Below are 16,144 nucleotides of genomic sequence, written 5' to 3' on the forward strand. Positions count from 1 at the left end.
GACCAGGGGACCCGCCCTGGTTCCTATTTGGAGATTCCTGTCGTGAAACTGATTTCAGCGATCATCAAACCCTTCAAGCTCGACGACGTGCGCGAGGCGCTGGGCGATATCGGCGTCTCGGGGATCACGGTCACCGAGGTCAAGGGCTTCGGCCGCCAGAAAGGCCACACCGAGTTATATCGCGGCGCCGAATACGTGGTCGACTTCCTGCCCAAGATCAAGGTCGAGATCGCCGTGGACGACGGCCTGGTCGACAAGGTCATCGAAGCCATCACCAATGCGGCCCGCACGGGCAAGATCGGCGACGGCAAGATTTTCGTCTACAACCTGGAACAGGTCGTGCGCATCCGTACCGGTGAGACCGGCATTGACGCCCTCTAAACCTCAAGCCGGAGGAGAACCCATGATGCTACCCAATTCCCCGACAACTTGGCCTGGCCGGATCGCCCTGACGGGTCTTCTGACCCTGGCGCCGACCCTGGTCCTGGCTCAGGAAGCCGCAACCCCGACCCTCAACTCAGGCGACACCGCGTGGATGCTGACCTCCACCGCACTCGTCCTGTTCATGACCATCCCAGGTCTGGCGCTCTTCTACGGCGGCCTGGTTCGTTCCAAGAACGTGCTCTCGGTGCTGATGCAGTGCTTTGCCATCACCGCCATGGTGACGGTCTTGTGGACACTGTACGGATACAGCCTGGCCTTCTCGACCACCGGCATGGAGCAGGGGGTCATCAACTTCAACAGCTTTGTCGGTGCGCTGGACAAGATGCTGTTTGCCGGACTGACCCGTGACAGCCTGGTGTTGGGCATCCCGGAATCGGTCTTCGCCACCTTCCAGATGACCTTCGCCATCATCACCCCGGCCCTGATCGTCGGCGCCTTTGCCGAGCGCATGAAGTTCTCAGCCATGCTGTGGTTCATGGCGATCTGGTTCACCGTCGTCTATGCACCGATTGCGCACATGGTCTGGAGCGGCAACGGCGGCCTGATGTGGGACTGGGGCGTACTGGACTTCGCGGGCGGCACCGTGGTGCACATCAACGCCGGTATCGCCGGCCTGGTTGCCGCCCTGATGCTGGGCAAACGCAAGGGCTTCCCGACCACCGCCATGCCCCCGAACAACCTGGGCTACACCGTGATCGGCGCCTCCATGCTGTGGGTGGGCTGGTTCGGCTTCAACGCCGGCAGTGCCGTAGCCGCCGACGGCAGTGCCGGCATGGCGATGCTGGTCACCCAGATCGCCACCGCGACCGCGGCGCTCGGGTGGATGTTCATGGAATGGGTTACCCACGGCAAGCCCAGCGTGCTGGGCATCGCCACCGGCGCGGTTGCCGGCTTGGTCGCCATCACACCGGCCTCGGGTACCGCCGGGCCCTTGGGCGCGCTGATCATCGGTGCGGCAGCGGGCAGCATCTGCTTCCTGACCGCGACCAAGCTCAAGCGCGCCATGGGCTACGACGACTCGCTCGACGTGTTCGGTGTGCACGCCATCGGCGGTATCATCGGCGCCCTCCTGACCGGTGTCTTCGCCGACGCCAGCCTGGGCGGCAAGGGCCTGGCGGAGGGCATGACCATGTTCAGTCAGGTCCTGGTTCAGGGCAAATCGATCCTGCTGACCATCGTCTACACGGCGGTGATGAGCTACATCATCCTGAAGGTCATCGACCTGATCATGGGGCTGCGCGTTACCGAGGAGCAGGAGACCGAGGGCCTCGACCTCGCTCTGCACGACGAGCGCGGTTACATCCTCTAAACCTCCGCGCGGACCGGTTGCGACCGGCCGCACCCACCAAGGCCAGACCCTCGCGGGTCTGGCCTTTTGCTTTGTCCACTCGACAGATATCCAGGCTGGTGGACACGGCATCAGACCGCCACACCGTGGTCAGCCGCGCAGCATAGACCCCATGGGGAAGAGCGCGGGACACCCGGCACGGCCATCTTCGACCACGAAACTCAGAATATTCCGACAGACTGTCCCGCCGTTCCCGCATTACAGAATTTCCATCATGGTCGATCATGACACCAGGTCCAGCGAAGCTGTGACCGCGGTGCTGAGAACAACAGGCACCAGGACTCAAGTCTCCGTTATGAGCCGGCCTGTCGAGTCATCGTGACCGCGAGGTCAGGTGGTCGGCACATCCGGATTCGCGGATCTTGATCAGGAAGCATGTCATCAACCCAGTGATCGTCAATTGAGGAAATCGGTAATGAACAGCCAAAGCAAGCGTCGGTTCAATGCCTCCCTGCACGCGGCAGGAATCAGTCTGGCCATCTTCTACTCGTGTTCCGCAATCGCGGCATCCAGCGGGGCCGGGGCGAGCGCGGGAGGCGGCCGGCAGACTGGCGGTCAATCGCCAACCGTCACGATCACCGTCTCACCGAAAAAGCAAGCGGCGGCTTCAGCCTACTGGACCCGCCAGCGGGTTGCCGATGCGCCGGCGCTGGCTTTCGCGATCGATACCGGATCAGGTGCGATTGACGCCGCCGCCCTGGATGAGATAGCGGCACTGGGGCCGGAAGAAGCCGTGCCGGCCGGTGCAGCCGCACCAGGCGCCACCGACCTGGCGCGCGCCGCCTTCGCCGCGGATTGGGATGCCTTGGCGGAAAGCGAGGCGCTGGACTCCGATCTGAGCACGGAGAGCCCCACGGACTTCATGGCTGGAACCGCCGGCGTCTATATGTCATGGGATGTCGGCACGGTGACGGCGCTCGCCACGGTCTATCCCCACCGGTGGATGGGCAAATTGACATTCAATGTTCCGGGCGGCGGCGCGTCTTGCTCGGCAACCGCCATCAGCGGCAACAATATCGTCACCGCCGCTCATTGCGTATACGATTCGACGGCGAACACCTGGTACAGTAACTGGGTCTTCACGCCGGCATACCGCAACGGCACGGCTCCCTACGGCACCTTCTCGGCCAAGGCCTGCACGATTCTCACTAGTTGGATGAACCTGACGGGGAGCTACAGCATCAATACCTGGACCCGGCATGACGTGGCGGTCTGCTCCATGAACAATAACTCCGCCGGGCAGACGCTGAACGCCGCGGTCGGCTCTGCCGGCCGGTTGTGGAATGCGTCCAATACCCAGATCGTATTCAACAGCGGCTATCCTGCCCAAGACTATAACCTCGCCTCGATCCCCAGCCCGGCACAGTATCTGCGCGCCTGTGTCGCGGAGACCTTCCTGCAGACGACTGACACCTTGGGTATGGGCTGCAATTGGGGTCCCGGCATCAGCGGCGGTTCATGGCTGGTCGGCTATAAGCCCACCGTCGTTAGTGGTCAGACCAACAGCGTCAATTCCGGTCTCTATGTCGGCCAGCAGAATATGTACGGGGCCAGGTTCAACAGCAACAATATCGTTCCGCTCTGCACCGCTCGCGGTTGCTGACCACTGAACCCAGGCCGCTATCGCAACGTATCCTCGGGGCCTGGCACACCAGCCAGGCCCCTTCACTCACCCCCGTCCAACTCGCGGTTGAAACCCCGTGGCGGCGGTGTCCAGCCGCGTTCAGTGCGGTCGTGCAATTGCAGACGATCCGAGTTGAGCGCGTCCTGCAGGGAGCCGACGTGCTCGCGGATACGCGCTTGCAGAACCAGGTTGCGGGCGATATCCGGGTTCTCGTCCCACAGGTCGTACATGCTCGTCAAACCCTCGGCCTCGTGACGGCGGAAGGCCCGGGCCATCCGCTCGACCTTGAAGGGATGCATACCCAGGGCTTTGAGGGCCGCAACGCCCAGGGTCAGTGAACTGTCAAAAACTTCCCGCACCACCAGATCCGCACCCGCATTTTGCAACAGATACAGATGCCTGACATCAAAGGCACGGGCCAAGATCTTGACCGTCGGATAGGTGCGGCGCACATGCTCGACCATCTTCACCGCCCGATCCTGATCATCGATGGCGATGACGAAGAGGCGCGCCTGGCTGATGCCGGCCGCATGCAGCAGGTCCGGGCGGGAGGCATCCCCGTAATAGCCCTTGATCCCGACCTTGCGCAGCAGGTCGATCTGGTCCGCACGGTTGTCCAACACCACCGTCCGCACGCCGCTTGCCAGCAGCAGCCGGTTGACGATCTGACCGAAGCGGCCGACTCCCGCGATAACCACGGTCCCCCACTCATCGATGCTGTCGGGCGCCGGCGCGCTGCCGGTGCGTAGCGCCGGTGCGATCAGCCGGTCATAAACAATGAAGAGCGCCGGTGTCAGCAGCATGGACAGCGCCACCACCAACGACAGAATCCGCGCGAGATCCGCCGGGATGACCCCGTTCTGCACACTGAACGCCAGCAGGACGAACCCGAATTCACCGGCCTGGGCCAACCCCAGGGCGAACAGCCATTGGTCGCCGGGTTGCAACCGGAACAGCCGCGCCAGCCCGAGCAGCACGGCCATCTTGAGCGACATGACACTGAGGGTCAGAACGATCACCGCGGCGAGATGCGCGGACAGGACCCCGAAATCGATCCCCGCGCCCACGGTGATGAAGAACAGCCCGAGCAGCAAGCCCTTGAAGGGTTCGATATCCGATTGGAGTTCATGGCGGAATTCGCTGTTCGCCAGCACCACCCCCGCCAGGAAGGTGCCCAGGGCCGGCGACAGGTCGACCAGGGTCATCAAGAGCGCGATGCCGATGATCAGCAGCAGCGCACTGGCCGTAAAGACCTCGCGCAGCCGGGACTCCGCGATGTAACGGAACAGCGGGCGCGATAAATAGTGACCGGCGAGCACCACCAGGGCGACCGCCCCCAACACCACCAGGGCATAACCCCAGCCCGGCAGACCGGCCACCAGACTGAGTGCCCCATGCGCCGCACCCTCGCCCGGTCCGCCTGGCCCCGCCGCCCACCAGCCGCTCAGGCCCGGCGCGGCCAACAGCGGAATCAGGGCGAGCACGGGAATCAGCGAGAGATCCTGAAACAGCAGCACCGCAAAGCTCGCCTGCCCGCCGTCCGTTCGGGTCAACCCCTTCTCACCCAAGGTCTGGAGCACGATGGCGGTCGACGACATGGCAAAGATCAGGCCGATCGCCAACCCCAGACCCCAGTGGTAACCGAGCAACAGCGCCGCGGCGGCGATCAGCACCGCGGTCATCATGACCTGTAGGCCGCCGAGCCCCAGGACGCGGGCACGCATCGCCCACAGCAGCTTGGGCTCCAGTTCCAGGCCGATCAGGAACAGCATCATGACCACGCCGAACTCGGCGACGTGCTGGACCTCCTCGGTCTCGGCACCCACGAGACCCAGGGTCGGTCCGATCACGATGCCGGCGATCAGATAGCCGAGCACCGAGCCCAGGCCGAGCCGGTTGGCAATGGGCACCGCCAGCACCGCGGCAGTCAGATAGATGAAAGCGTGAAACAGCATCCCGTCCATCAGTTCAGGGCTCCCGGAGAATGGCGTCGAGGTCGGCATTGAGCTTGGTCAGCGGCAAGGCCGCCGCCAAATCGAGCCGATGGTCGCGCAGGGCTTCGAGCACCCGCACCCAGTCGGTCACATGAGCGCCGATGCGCCCCTCATCCACCGCGGTCCGGGCACCGAACAGGGCAAAGGGCGGCAGGAAGACCATGCCGCACAGGCGCGCGGTCTGTTCCAACGGGCACAGCAGTTGGCGAATCGTGAAATGGTTGTAGCCGGCAGCACAGTAGGCCTGCTCCGGGCCGCCGGCGGTCAAGGCGTTGAAGAACAGTTTGCCGTGCAGCGCAGTCCCCCCAACCCCGTATGCAAAGCCATATTCCAGCACCAGATCCTGCCATTCCTTGAAGATCGAGGGCGTTGAGTACCAATACAGCGGGTGCATGAAGCAGATCACATCATGGCCGCGCAGACGCGCCTGTTCCCGGTCGACATCGATCTCGCCGGTCGGATACTCGGCATAGAGATCGACCAGGGTCACGCCCGCGACCCTTGCGGTCGCATCAAAAAGCGGGCGATTGGCCTCGGAGCGGTCGATCGACGGGTGGGCGAACAGACACAGGATGCGCCGCCGGCCACTGGCCGCGCCGACCTGGGCCCCTCCCTGGATAGTTGCAACTGGCTCGTGCGACGGCATAGCGGACCCCTGATACGATACAACTCGCCCGCGCCGAGCGCGGTATGCGATGTTTTTGGATGAGATCGGCCCCGGCAGACTCGACGATTGCTGGAGCTGGCGCGGTTTATAGTCTTCGTCTCTGATATCCAGACAGACCCTGGGTGTAGGGGCGGGTTTCAAACCCGCCCCTACGTCCGGTCATCACATCCGACGGCGATAATCAATCGGCAGCTTACCCAAGAACAGCGCTTGGGCGAAGTACCCGAGCGCTTGGCGACCAGGCCGGGGGATGCCGTCAGCCTCGACCTGCCGTATCCTGATCGATCGAGCCTCCCCCACCAGCCGCGAGTCCAAGCCCGATGACCGACCAACCGACCCAGCGCCACCCCACTCAAATCAATCTGCATACCAAGTCGCGCGTGCTGACCATCGGCTTCGACGACGGCGCCCTGTTCGAACTGCCCTGTGAATATCTGCGGGTCTTCTCCCGCGCCGCGGAGGTCCGCAGCGCACCGCAACCCGTCACCGGCAAGGAGGGCGTGAACATCAGCGCCATCGAGCCGCAAGGCCAGTACGCCGTGCGCATCCGCTTCGACGACGGTCACGACACCAGCATCTACTCGTGGGACACCCTCTACACCCTGGGCCGGGATCAGGCGCAGAACTGGGCGGACTATCTGGCGCGGCTGGAGCAGATCGGCTACCAGCGCAAGGAACCGGATCAGGGAGACAAGCGGGTGCGGCTGCTCTACTTCTCCTGGCTGGCAAGAAAGATGCGCAAGGAGTCCGATCAGGTGATCGTACCGGCATCGGTGGCGGACGTGGACGGCCTGCTCAAGTGGTTGGGGGCGCGCAAGAAAGGCGCCGCGGTACTGTTCACCCCGGAACGGGTGCGGGTGACCGTGAACAAGCAGTTCACCGAGGGCTTCACCAAGCTCCACGACGGCGATGAGATCGGACTGGTGCCCACCTCACCGACGGCACCCGCTACGCCGGATTTGATCTAGTTCCCAAGGCCCCAACGTACCCCGAATTCGGCCGCCATGCGAGTCTCGGTCTGCGCACTGAGCAGCGCGTAGAGCTGCTCGACCACGGCGGCCTCCGGGCTGCCGGCCAGATCGTCAATGCCGGGCTCGGGGGCGCGGGTGAGTCCGTGCCGGACGCGGGCGACCAGCGCGTGCGGCAATAGGGTGCGGGCGGCCCAGGCAACACCGGTGCGGCGCAGCAGCCGCGAGAGCCCGGTTTCGACCCGGTGATCGCCGACGTTGAACTCACCATCCGTGTCGGACACGGGTTCAGGGTCGAGCCCCAGATGGGCGAAGCAGCGCGCCAGCACCTGTTCGGGTTGACGGCGCAGGGCTTCCTGGGGGATGACCAGCAAGGCGTCTCCGAAAGTCTGACGGTAGACCCCGATCAGTGGATCATAGAAGCCGCCGGCAACCACGGTGATGGTCCCCCGACCGGCGGGACGGTCCGGTCCTATCCAATCCCGACTCGCGGCCAGCCGCGCGATGAGGTCCGCATCGTCCGCGGCCCCGACCGCGGCGGACAGACCGGTCAGATTCCGGCGGACTTCGGCGCTCAGACGCGACTCGGCCCAACCCTCGGCGTGGCGCATGCGCCAGTCCGACACCAGACGTTTGCGCGGGTCGCGCACCGTGAGGATGACGCGCAGGTTCGGGCAAGCCTCTTTGAGACGCCGGGCGGTCCCCTCGATCACGGCGGGGTGGGTATAGCTGGTGCTGGCGTCGATGACCAGGCGCCCGCGGCGGCGCGCCGCCGCCACGGCTGCCGCATAGTCCGAGGCGCTCAGGGCATTGGCCCGCGCCCGCGCGGGGAGATCCGGCTCCAGCCCCCAGGAGAAGCGATGCGGTTCCTTTGGCTCGATGAGCGCGACCTGGCTGTGCCCGGCAAGCAGGGTGGCGAGCGCCGTGGTGCCGGCCTTGGGAAAACCGGCGATCACGATGTCCGGGCGGTCAGCCATCAGTATCAGCTCCGCTGCTTCCGTAAGGCCCGCTCAGCAGGCCGCCAGGGCCCGGATGGCGTTTCGATTCGTCCATGAGCCGGTCAGGCGCGCCGCCCGCTCGGCTGACAGCCAGCGGTACTCCAGGTGTTCGAGCGGATTGAGCCGGATCATCCGGCGGGTTTCCAGCACCAGGGCGAACCAGTATTCCCGATTGAAGCAAACGTTGGGTGCGTAACGCGCCCGCCAGGCGCGCACGATGGGGAACAGGACCGAGTGTTTGAGATCGATCAGGGCGGAGCCGACGCGCAGTCCGGTCTCTTCCCACACCTCGCGCAAGGCCGCGGAGCGGGGGCTCTCGCCCGGGGCCAGGCTGCCGGTCACCGACTGCCAGAACTGGCCGGGGTGGGTGCGGCGCAACATCAGGAACTCGCCGCCGCGCGTACAGATGACCACCAGCACCGACTGGGGACGCTTGTAGACGGCGGGGGTCATGGTGCTGATCTCCTGCGGCGTGGTCGCTGTTTCGGCACTCACGTGCAGCGCCAATCCGGACGCGGCGGCACCGGCCGGTTGGTCATGATCGTCGGACGCGAGTGCCATTGCTCAAACCTCGGCGTCGGCCCGCGCCCGCAGCCGCAGACCCAACTCTTTGAGCTGGGCCTCGTCCACCGGGGAGGGGGCACTGGTGAGTAGGCAGGCGGCGGTCTGGGTCTTGGGGAAAGCCATGACATCGCGAATGGAGACGGCCCCGGTCATGAGCATCACCAACCGGTCCAGACCGAAAGCGATCCCCCCATGGGGCGGGGCGCCGAAGCGCAGCGCCTTGAGCAGGAAGCCGAAGCGATCCTCGGCCTGGGTCTCGCTGATATTCAGGAGCTTGAAGACCTGTCGCTGCACCGTATCGCGATGGATACGGATGGAACCGCCGCCGATTTCGCTGCCGTTCAGGACCATATCGTAGGCGCGGGAGAGGCAGGCGCCGGGATCGGTCTCCAGCAGCGCGAGCTGCTCCTCCTTGGGGGCCGTGAAGGGATGATGCAGGGCCGCCCAGCGCTGGTTGGCGGCGTCGTGCTCGAACATGGGGAAGTCCACCACCCACAGCGGGCGCCATTGCCCCTCCAGCAGGCCGCGGTCATGGCCCAACCGGACGCGCAGTGCGCCCATAGACTCGTTGACCACGGTCGCCTTGTCGGCGCCGAAGAAGATCAGGTCGCCGTCCTGCGCCCCGGTGCGGGCCATGATCCCGTCGATCGCGGCGTCGGTCAGGTTCTTGACGATCGGCGACTGCAAGCCCTCGCGGCCCTTGGCGGACCAGTCGTTGACCTTGATGTAGGCCAGACCCTTGGCGCCGTAAATGCCGACAAACTTGGTGTACTCGTCGATTTCCTTGCGGGTCAGCTCCCCGCCCTTGGGCAGGCGCAGCGCGACCACACGGCCCGCCGGGTCCTGCGCCGGACCAGCAAACACCTTGAAGTCGACCCCGGCCATCAGGTCGCCCAAGTCGATCAATTCCAGGGGCACCCGCAAATCCGGCTTGTCGGAGCCGAAGCGGCTCATGGCCTCGTGGTAGGGCAGCCGCGGGAAGGGATTGGGCAACTCGGTGTCCAGCACCTCTTTGAACACCCGCCGGATCATCTCCTCCATGAGATTCATCAGCGCATCTTCGGTCATGAAGGAGACTTCGATGTCGAGCTGGGTGAACTCGGGCTGACGATCCGCCCGCAAATCCTCGTCACGGAAGCAGCGCGCGACCTGATAATAGCGATCCATCCCCGACATCATCAGCAACTGCTTGAACAATTGCGGCGACTGCGGCAGGGCGAAGAACTCGCCGGGGTGGGTCCGGCTGGGGACCAGGTAGTCGCGGGCGCCCTCGGGGGTGGATTTGGTCAGGATCGGGGTCTCGATATCCAGAAAGCCCTGGTCATCCAGGTAACCGCGCAGAATGCGCGTCACCCGACTGCGGGTGCGCAGGCGTTCCTGCATCTCGGGCCGTCGCAAGTCAAGATAACGGAAGCGCAGGCGCACTTCCTCCGAGGCGTCGGCCACATGGGTATCGAGCTGGATCGGCGGGGTCTCGGACGCGTTGAGGATCTCAAGCTCGGCGCCCAGGACCTCGATCTCGCCGCTCGGCAGATCGGGGTTGATGGTCCCCTCCGGGCGCGGCCGGACCCGGCCCTCGATCTTGAGGACATACTCGCTGCGGGCCTGCTCGGCGCGCTTGAAGACCTCCGCCCGGTCGGGATCGAGCACGACCTGAACCAGACCGTCACGATCACGCAGATCGATGAAGATGACCCCGCCGTGGTCGCGGCGCCGATGCACCCAACCGCACAGAATCACCGTCTGTCCGATATGGCCGCTGTTCAATTCCCCGCAGTAATGCGTGCGCATGAGCCGATCGCCCCGTTTGCAGAATCCGTAAATAACCGCCCAGAGCGCTCAGGAGTCGCCCGGATAAAACCGATCAGAATACTGACCCCAAACCGGCGGCGCAAGTTGCAATGTGCAGGTGCAGCAGTTCCAAATTTGGGTGGCGGCCGCCGGCGGCGAGGCTGACGGTGGATGCGCTGCGCTTATCCGCCCTACAAAACCGGCACCGCTGTAGGGTGGATAAGGCGCGCCGCTCGGTGTCAGGGACCCGGCACGGCGGTCGCGCGCGCCGCATCCACCAGGGGTCGCGCGATGCCGCCCAAATTTGGAATTGCTGGTGCAGGTGCGCCGGTCGCTGCCGACCCGGCGCGGGGGCTGCCGCACCGACGAACACCGCGGGAATCACGGATGGACCTGAGCTCAGGCCGCGTCGGACTTCGCGGCAGGCTTCGGCGGCGTCGGCTTGCTGCCGCTGTCCGCCGGCTTAGGGGTATCCGACTTCGTCGTGTCCGGCTTCGTGGTGTCGGACTTGGACGCCGCGCCCCCGCCGTCGGATTTTTCACTGTCGCCGTGCAGGTTCTTTTTCTTCTCACCCTGTTTGAAATCGGTTTCATACCAGCCGCTGCCCTTGAGTCGAAAGCCGGCGGCGGAAATCTGCTTCTTCAGGGTGGGCTGGCCGCAGGCCGGACAGTCGGTCAGGGGCGCGTCGGCAAGCTTCTGCATCTTTTCCAGGTCGTGGCCGCAGGCCGTGCAGCGATATTCGTAGATCGGCATCGAGAACTCCTTAAAATCACCGTAAAGATATGGGTGCGCTTTATAGGATTTGAGCGCGGAAATCAAACCCGGTCGTCCGCGGCCGGGGACCTTTGCACCGGCCGCGCCCTGGCGCGTCAAGGCGCCGCCGCGTGCATCACGACAGCGAGAAATCCATGCCCGGAATCGGTCAAACCGCCTCCCGCTCGGTGCTCATCACCGGCTGCTCCAGCGGCATCGGTCACACCTGCGCCCACGGACTAGCCCGCCGCGGCTGGCGCGTCATCGCCTCGGCCCGCCGGGCCGCCGACGTGGCGCGACTGCGCGACGAGGGGCTGACGGCGCTTCAGCTCGATCTGGACGATCCGCATTCCATCGAGCAGGCGGTGGAGCAGACCCTGGTCCACACCGGCGGGACCCTGGACGCGCTGTTCAATAATGGCGCCTACGGCCTGCCGGGCGCCGTCGAGGACCTGACCCGGACGGCCCTGCGCGCCCAGTTGGAGACCAACCTGCTCGGCTGGCATGACCTGACCTGCCGGGTTATCCCCATCATGCGCCGTCAGGGGCACGGACGCATCGTCCAAAACAGCAGCATCCTCGGACTCATGCCCCTGCCCTACCGCGGCGCCTACGTGGCCAGCAAGTTCGCGCTGGAGGGGTTGACCGACACCCTGCGTCTGGAACTGGCCGGGAGCGGCATTCAGGTCTCACTGATCGAACCCGGCCCCATCCTCTCACGCTTTCGCGAGAACGCCCACCGGGCATTCAAGGCCCGGATCGACGCCGAGCACAGCGTCCATCGGGAAGCCTACCGCCGCGCCGAGACACGGCTGCTCAAGGAGGGTCCGGCCCAACCCTTCACCCTGCCGCCCGAGGCAGTCTTGAACAAGCTGATCCATGCCCTGGAGCACCGCCGCCCGCGGCCCCGCTACTACGTGACCTTCCCCACCCACCTGTTCGGGTTCCTGAAACGGGTGTTGTCCAGCCGGGCGATGGATTGGGTGATTCTGCGGGTGTCGGGAGGCGGGACCCGATGATTGCGGGGTAATTGATGGCATAGCGTTCGCACCTGATATCCAGACAGACTTTCGTGTAGGGGCGGGTTTGAAACCCGCCCCTACGTCCGGTAATCACGTCCGAATCACGCCAACACCGCAACACCGTCAAAAGCAGGCGTCCCGCAGCACTTTCATATAGATCAGCCCCTTGTCACGAGCGAACGCCACGTTTTTCTCCGGAATCGAGTCGGGATCGAGATCACTGGCCAACGCCTGGTCGATACTCTCTTCGCGGATCAGATGAAACATCGGATACAAGGACCGATTGGTATAGTTCGCCGGATCATCCACCGGCGCATCCCCAAAGCGGTAATCCGGGTGAAAACCGGCAACCTGATAAACCCCGTCATAGTCTTGCGCAATCAACAGATCTTCCGCCATGGCGACCAGATCCAGATAATCGTCGAAATCGGGATATGCATCGGGGAAGATCAGCAGCGTTGTCTCGATTTCCGGATGCTCATCCAGCCGTTGGCATTCCAGCAGCAAGTCCCGCAGGCAGGATTCCGCATCGGAGGAGTCGGTGACCTCATAATGGATACTGTCACCCTTGAATGGTTTCTTGGCGAAAGGACAAAAATAACATCCGATCACGACATCGGCGAGCCACTTTTTTGTCTGGGTTATGATGATAGTGGATTCGATCACGAAGATGAGGACACCCCGTTTTGTGTATTTCTAGATTACGCATTTCGCGCTGGACGCGGTTTAGAGAGATTTGATAAAACTCTATTTTTTTTCGGATTGCCGTGGTGCATCCGCTGGCTGACGAGGGGATATTTCACCGCTCGCCGCTGACCGGTATACACTGAGCTGGAGGATGGGTTTCGCGGCCTTGATCATCGTTCCGGCCGTAGGGTGGACAAGCGCTAGCGCAGTCCACCGAATCCCGCGCCGTCGCTGGTGGACTGCGCTGCGCTTGTCCACCCTACGATGTCCCGTGGGCGGAACCGTGATCAAGGCCGATTTCGCCGCGCGCTACCCATCCTACAGGAATCGACCCCGTTGAAGGGTCAGCGGTGAGTCCACCGGGCATCACCTGCCCACTGCCACGCCCGAGGGTCCCATGGGCCATCTGTTGAGCACCAAGTCCTCCCTGGTTCCACTGATCGACCGGCTGAACCGCTATCCCATCGGGCTGGTCGACAGCGCCAAACTGCGCGAAATCCTGACGCTGCTGTTCACCGAGCAGGAGGCTTTCGTCGCCTCCCGCTTCCCGCTGCACGAGGCGACCGCCCGCGAACTCGGTGACCTGACCGGGCTGCCCGCCGCGCAATTGCACGCGATCCTGGAATCGATGGCCGACAAGGGGCTGGTCATGGACCTGCCCTATGCCGACCAGACCTTCTACCTGCTGGTACCGGGGCTCATCGGCTTCATGGAGTTCACCTTCATGCGCCGCAAACCGACCCTGACCGCGCCTGTCCCGGTGGCGGATCTGGCCCGGCTGATGTCCGACTATCTGCACGAGAATGGTCGCGCGGGACAACGCGGCGAGTTCTTCGGCAGCCCGACGCAACTGACGCGCGCCCTGGTCTACCCCGAACACATCCCGGTCAGTTCACGCATCACCGCCTATGAGGACGCCCGGCGGATCATCGAGGAGGCCGACTACCGTGCCGTCACGCTGTGCTACTGCCGCCACAAGAAGGAACACCAGAACCAGCCCTGCCGCAAGGGCGCCCCGGTGGAGGACATCTGCATGGTGCTGGGCGAGGGGGCGCGGTTCCTGGTGCGCCGGGGCTTTGCGCATGAACTGGACAAGGCCGCCATGCTCGCCACCCTGGAGCGCGCCCGCGCCCTGGGGCTGACGCACGTCACCGACAACGTCCGCGAGCAGCCCTCCTTCATCTGCAACTGCTGCCGCTGCTGCTGCGAATTGATGGGCGGGGTCCAGGCCGGCTTCAGCGACGGCATCGCCAAGACGCCCTTCCTGGCGCAGGTGGATGAAACACGCTGCAACTACTGCGGCGCCTGTCTCAAGACCTGCAACGTGAAATGTATTGGGCTGGCCGCGGACGCCCGCACCCTGCCCAAGGACGCGCGCTATGCCGGGGTGGATACCAGCATCTGCCTGGGTTGCGGAGCCTGCATCGAAGCCTGCGAGCAAGGCGCGATCCACCTGATCCCGCGCCCCGACCCCAGGACCCCGCCCAAGAACCGCGGCCGGATGTTCGCCCGCATCCTGTGGGAGAAGGGACGGCTCTGGCCCTTTGTGGTCGATCGGTTGCACCAGCAGTGGCTGCGGCTGCGCGGTCGCAGCTGATCATCTTGAGTCCGCCGCACGCGGACCGCTCCATCGCGGCACCGACCCGCTTGACCTGAGTCAAGGCTCATTGGTCCAGGCCCCCGGATACTGCCGGCCCAGCGTCACCCGTTATCCACGGTTCGTTCCGCGGATCGCCGACGCACCTGTTCCTGAACCCACGCGATAGAAGAGAGTCCATGCACTGCAACCAATGCGAACAGACCTTTCGGCAGACCGCCTGCGTCAACTCACCCGGCGTCTGCGGCAAGGACGCGGATGTCCAGTCACTCCAGGAGACCCTGCTCTACGGACTCAAGGGCATGGCCGCCTACGCCCACCACGCGCGGCGCCTGGGCAAAAGCGACGAGGCGGTCTCGGCCTTCATCGAGGAAGCCCTGTTCGCGACCATGACCAATGTGAACTTCGACATCGAATCCCTGCTGGAATTCTGTCTGAAGTGCGGTGAAATGAACCTGCGGGTGATGGAACTGCTCGACGCGGGCCATATCGAGAACTTCGGCAAGCCGGCACCGATCAAGGTCAAGGAGGGCACCCAGGCCGGCCCCGGCATCCTGGTCACCGGACACGACCTGATGGACCTATGGGACCTGCTGCAGCAGGTCGAGGGCACCGCCATCAAAGTCTACACCCATGGTGAGATGCTGCCGGCCCACATGTACCCCAAACTCGGCGGCCACCCAAACCTGGCCGGCCACTACGGCGGCGCCTGGCAGGATCAGAAGCGTGAATTCGCCGCCTTTCCGGGGCCGGTCTTGGGTACGACCAACTGTGTCCTGATCCCGCCCGAAAGCTATCGCGGACGGCTCTTCACCACCCGCACCACGGCCGTACCCAATGGTCAGCGCCTGGTCGACGGTGATTTCTCCGCGGTCATCGCCGCCGCACTGGAAGGCGCCCCCTGTGAGGAACAGATCGTCGGTGAGTCCACCATCGGCTTCCACCGCACCGTGCTGCTGGACCGCGCCCAGACCATCGTCGATGCCGTGAAAGCGGGCCAGATCAGCCATTTCTTCGTCATCGGCGGCTGCGACGGGGCGGAGAAGGGGCGCAACTATTTCAGCGACTATGCCCAGGCGACTCCACCCGACTCATTCATCCTGACGCTCGGCTGCGGCAAGTACCGCATCCGCGACCACGACTACGGCGAGCACCTGGGTCTGCCGCGGCTGATGGACATGGGTCAATGCAACGACGCTTACGGCGCCATCGCGGTCGCCGTGGCTCTGGCCAAGGCGTTCGACTGCGGTGTCAACGACCTGCCGCTGACCCTGGTCATCAGTTGGTTCGAGCAGAAGGCCATCGCGGTCTTCCTGACCCTGCTGCACCTCGGCGTCAAGGGGATCACCCTGGGCCCCAACCCGCCGGCCTTCATCACGCCCAACGTCTTCGCGATCCTGCAGGAGCGCTATGACCTGCGTCTGACCGGCAGCGACGCCCAGGCCGATCTGCGCCTGGCCATGGCGGCCTGAAAGCCCCTTCCCGCCGCGATAGGACCGCGGGCCTTGAGCACGGTTCCGGTCACGGGGCATCGAATGGACAAGCGTAGCGCAGTCCACCAGCGGCGGCGCAGAATTCGGTGGCCTAGCAGCCTGTCGGACTTTAGGCGATTTCCGAATAAGACGCTATCAAGAATCAAGCTCCGTAGGAGCCCGCTTGCGGGCGACGTGACCTGCCGGAATCGTGT

At 64.5% G+C, this 16,144-nt stretch carries 14 protein-coding genes; 7 read left to right on the plus strand and 7 right to left on the minus strand.

All coding sequences use genetic code 11. The annotated features are described in order from the left end of the window. Window positions 1–42: 42 nt before the first annotated feature. The 3 genes from A39O_RS0120210 to A39O_RS36875 all read left to right on the plus strand — a co-directional run bounded on the left by A39O_RS0120210 (window position 43) and on the right by A39O_RS36875 (window position 3,395). A complete protein-coding gene (locus A39O_RS0120210) occupies window positions 43–381 on the plus strand; it encodes a P-II family nitrogen regulator (protein WP_020506486.1) in 339 nt (112 codons plus the stop codon). Window positions 382–403: 22 nt separating this feature from the next. Continuing rightward, window positions 404–1,753, plus strand: a complete 1,350-nt coding sequence (locus tag A39O_RS0120215) for an ammonium transporter (RefSeq protein WP_020506487.1) — start codon at window positions 404–406, stop codon at window positions 1,751–1,753. A gap of 454 nt (window positions 1,754–2,207) precedes the next feature. Beyond that, window positions 2,208–3,395, plus strand: a complete 1,188-nt coding sequence (locus tag A39O_RS36875; RefSeq protein WP_020506488.1) for a trypsin-like serine peptidase — start codon at window positions 2,208–2,210, stop codon at window positions 3,393–3,395. A gap of 62 nt (window positions 3,396–3,457) precedes the next feature. Here A39O_RS36875 and A39O_RS0120225 read toward each other — a convergent pair whose 3' ends face one another. Beyond that, a complete protein-coding gene (locus A39O_RS0120225; RefSeq protein ID WP_245561941.1) occupies window positions 3,458–5,419 on the minus strand; it encodes a monovalent cation:proton antiporter-2 (CPA2) family protein in 1,962 nt (653 codons plus the stop codon). Next, window positions 5,385–6,056, minus strand: a complete 672-nt coding sequence (locus tag A39O_RS0120230) for an NAD(P)H-dependent oxidoreductase (protein WP_020506490.1) — start codon at window positions 6,054–6,056, stop codon at window positions 5,385–5,387. Before A39O_RS0120230 ends, A39O_RS0120225 begins: the two co-directional genes overlap by 35 nt. Before the next feature lie 341 nt (window positions 6,057–6,397). Between A39O_RS0120230 and A39O_RS0120240 the strand changes: the two genes are divergently transcribed. After that, window positions 6,398–7,045 carry a gamma-butyrobetaine hydroxylase-like domain-containing protein gene (locus A39O_RS0120240; RefSeq protein ID WP_020506492.1) on the plus strand — a complete coding sequence of 216 codons (648 nt, stop codon included), beginning with the start codon at window positions 6,398–6,400 and terminating at the stop codon, window positions 7,043–7,045. On the opposite strand, the gene A39O_RS0120245 is transcribed toward A39O_RS0120240, so the two are convergent. From A39O_RS0120245 to A39O_RS0120260, 4 genes are all read right to left on the minus strand, one after another. Further along, a complete protein-coding gene (locus A39O_RS0120245; protein WP_020506493.1) occupies window positions 7,042–8,022 on the minus strand; it encodes a sulfotransferase in 981 nt (326 codons plus the stop codon). The genes A39O_RS0120240 and A39O_RS0120245 overlap by 4 nt on opposite strands. Window positions 8,023–8,055: 33 nt before the next feature. Beyond that, window positions 8,056–8,496 (minus strand): dihydroneopterin triphosphate diphosphatase, encoded by a 441-nt coding sequence (nudB, locus tag A39O_RS34390; RefSeq protein WP_040528291.1) that lies wholly within the window; start codon window positions 8,494–8,496, stop codon window positions 8,056–8,058. A gap of 111 nt (window positions 8,497–8,607) precedes the next feature. Further along, window positions 8,608–10,398 carry an aspartate--tRNA ligase gene (gene aspS / locus A39O_RS0120255; RefSeq protein WP_020506495.1) on the minus strand — a complete coding sequence of 597 codons (1,791 nt, stop codon included), beginning with the start codon at window positions 10,396–10,398 and terminating at the stop codon, window positions 8,608–8,610. Between the two features lie 399 nt (window positions 10,399–10,797). Then, entirely contained in the window at window positions 10,798–11,151 is a 354-nt protein-coding gene (locus A39O_RS0120260; RefSeq protein ID WP_026199574.1) for an FmdB family zinc ribbon protein, read from the minus strand. Window positions 11,152–11,306: 155 nt separating this feature from the next. Between A39O_RS0120260 and A39O_RS0120265 the strand changes: the two genes are divergently transcribed. After that, window positions 11,307–12,170, plus strand: coding sequence for an SDR family oxidoreductase (locus A39O_RS0120265; protein WP_020506497.1), 864 nt, complete (start codon window positions 11,307–11,309; stop codon window positions 12,168–12,170). Window positions 12,171–12,296: 126 nt separating this feature from the next. Here the strand turns inward: A39O_RS0120265 and A39O_RS0120270 are convergent, their stop codons facing one another. After that, window positions 12,297–12,839 (minus strand): DUF1415 domain-containing protein, encoded by a 543-nt coding sequence (locus A39O_RS0120270; protein WP_020506498.1) that lies wholly within the window; start codon window positions 12,837–12,839, stop codon window positions 12,297–12,299. Window positions 12,840–13,257: 418 nt separating this feature from the next. Here A39O_RS0120270 and A39O_RS0120275 point away from each other — a divergent pair, with 418 nt between their 5' ends. Beyond that, window positions 13,258–14,457, plus strand: a complete 1,200-nt coding sequence (locus tag A39O_RS0120275) for a 4Fe-4S binding protein (RefSeq protein WP_020506499.1) — start codon at window positions 13,258–13,260, stop codon at window positions 14,455–14,457. 179 nt (window positions 14,458–14,636) lie between these two features. Continuing rightward, window positions 14,637–15,929: a hydroxylamine reductase gene (gene hcp, locus A39O_RS0120280; RefSeq protein ID WP_020506500.1), complete on the plus strand. Its 1,293-nt coding sequence runs from the start codon at window positions 14,637–14,639 to the stop codon at window positions 15,927–15,929. The last annotated feature ends 215 nt before the right edge of the window (window positions 15,930–16,144 follow it).

This window comes from Lamprocystis purpurea DSM 4197 (assembly GCF_000379525.1).
Taxonomy (GTDB): Bacteria; Pseudomonadota; Gammaproteobacteria; order Chromatiales; family Chromatiaceae; genus Thiodictyon; species Thiodictyon purpureum.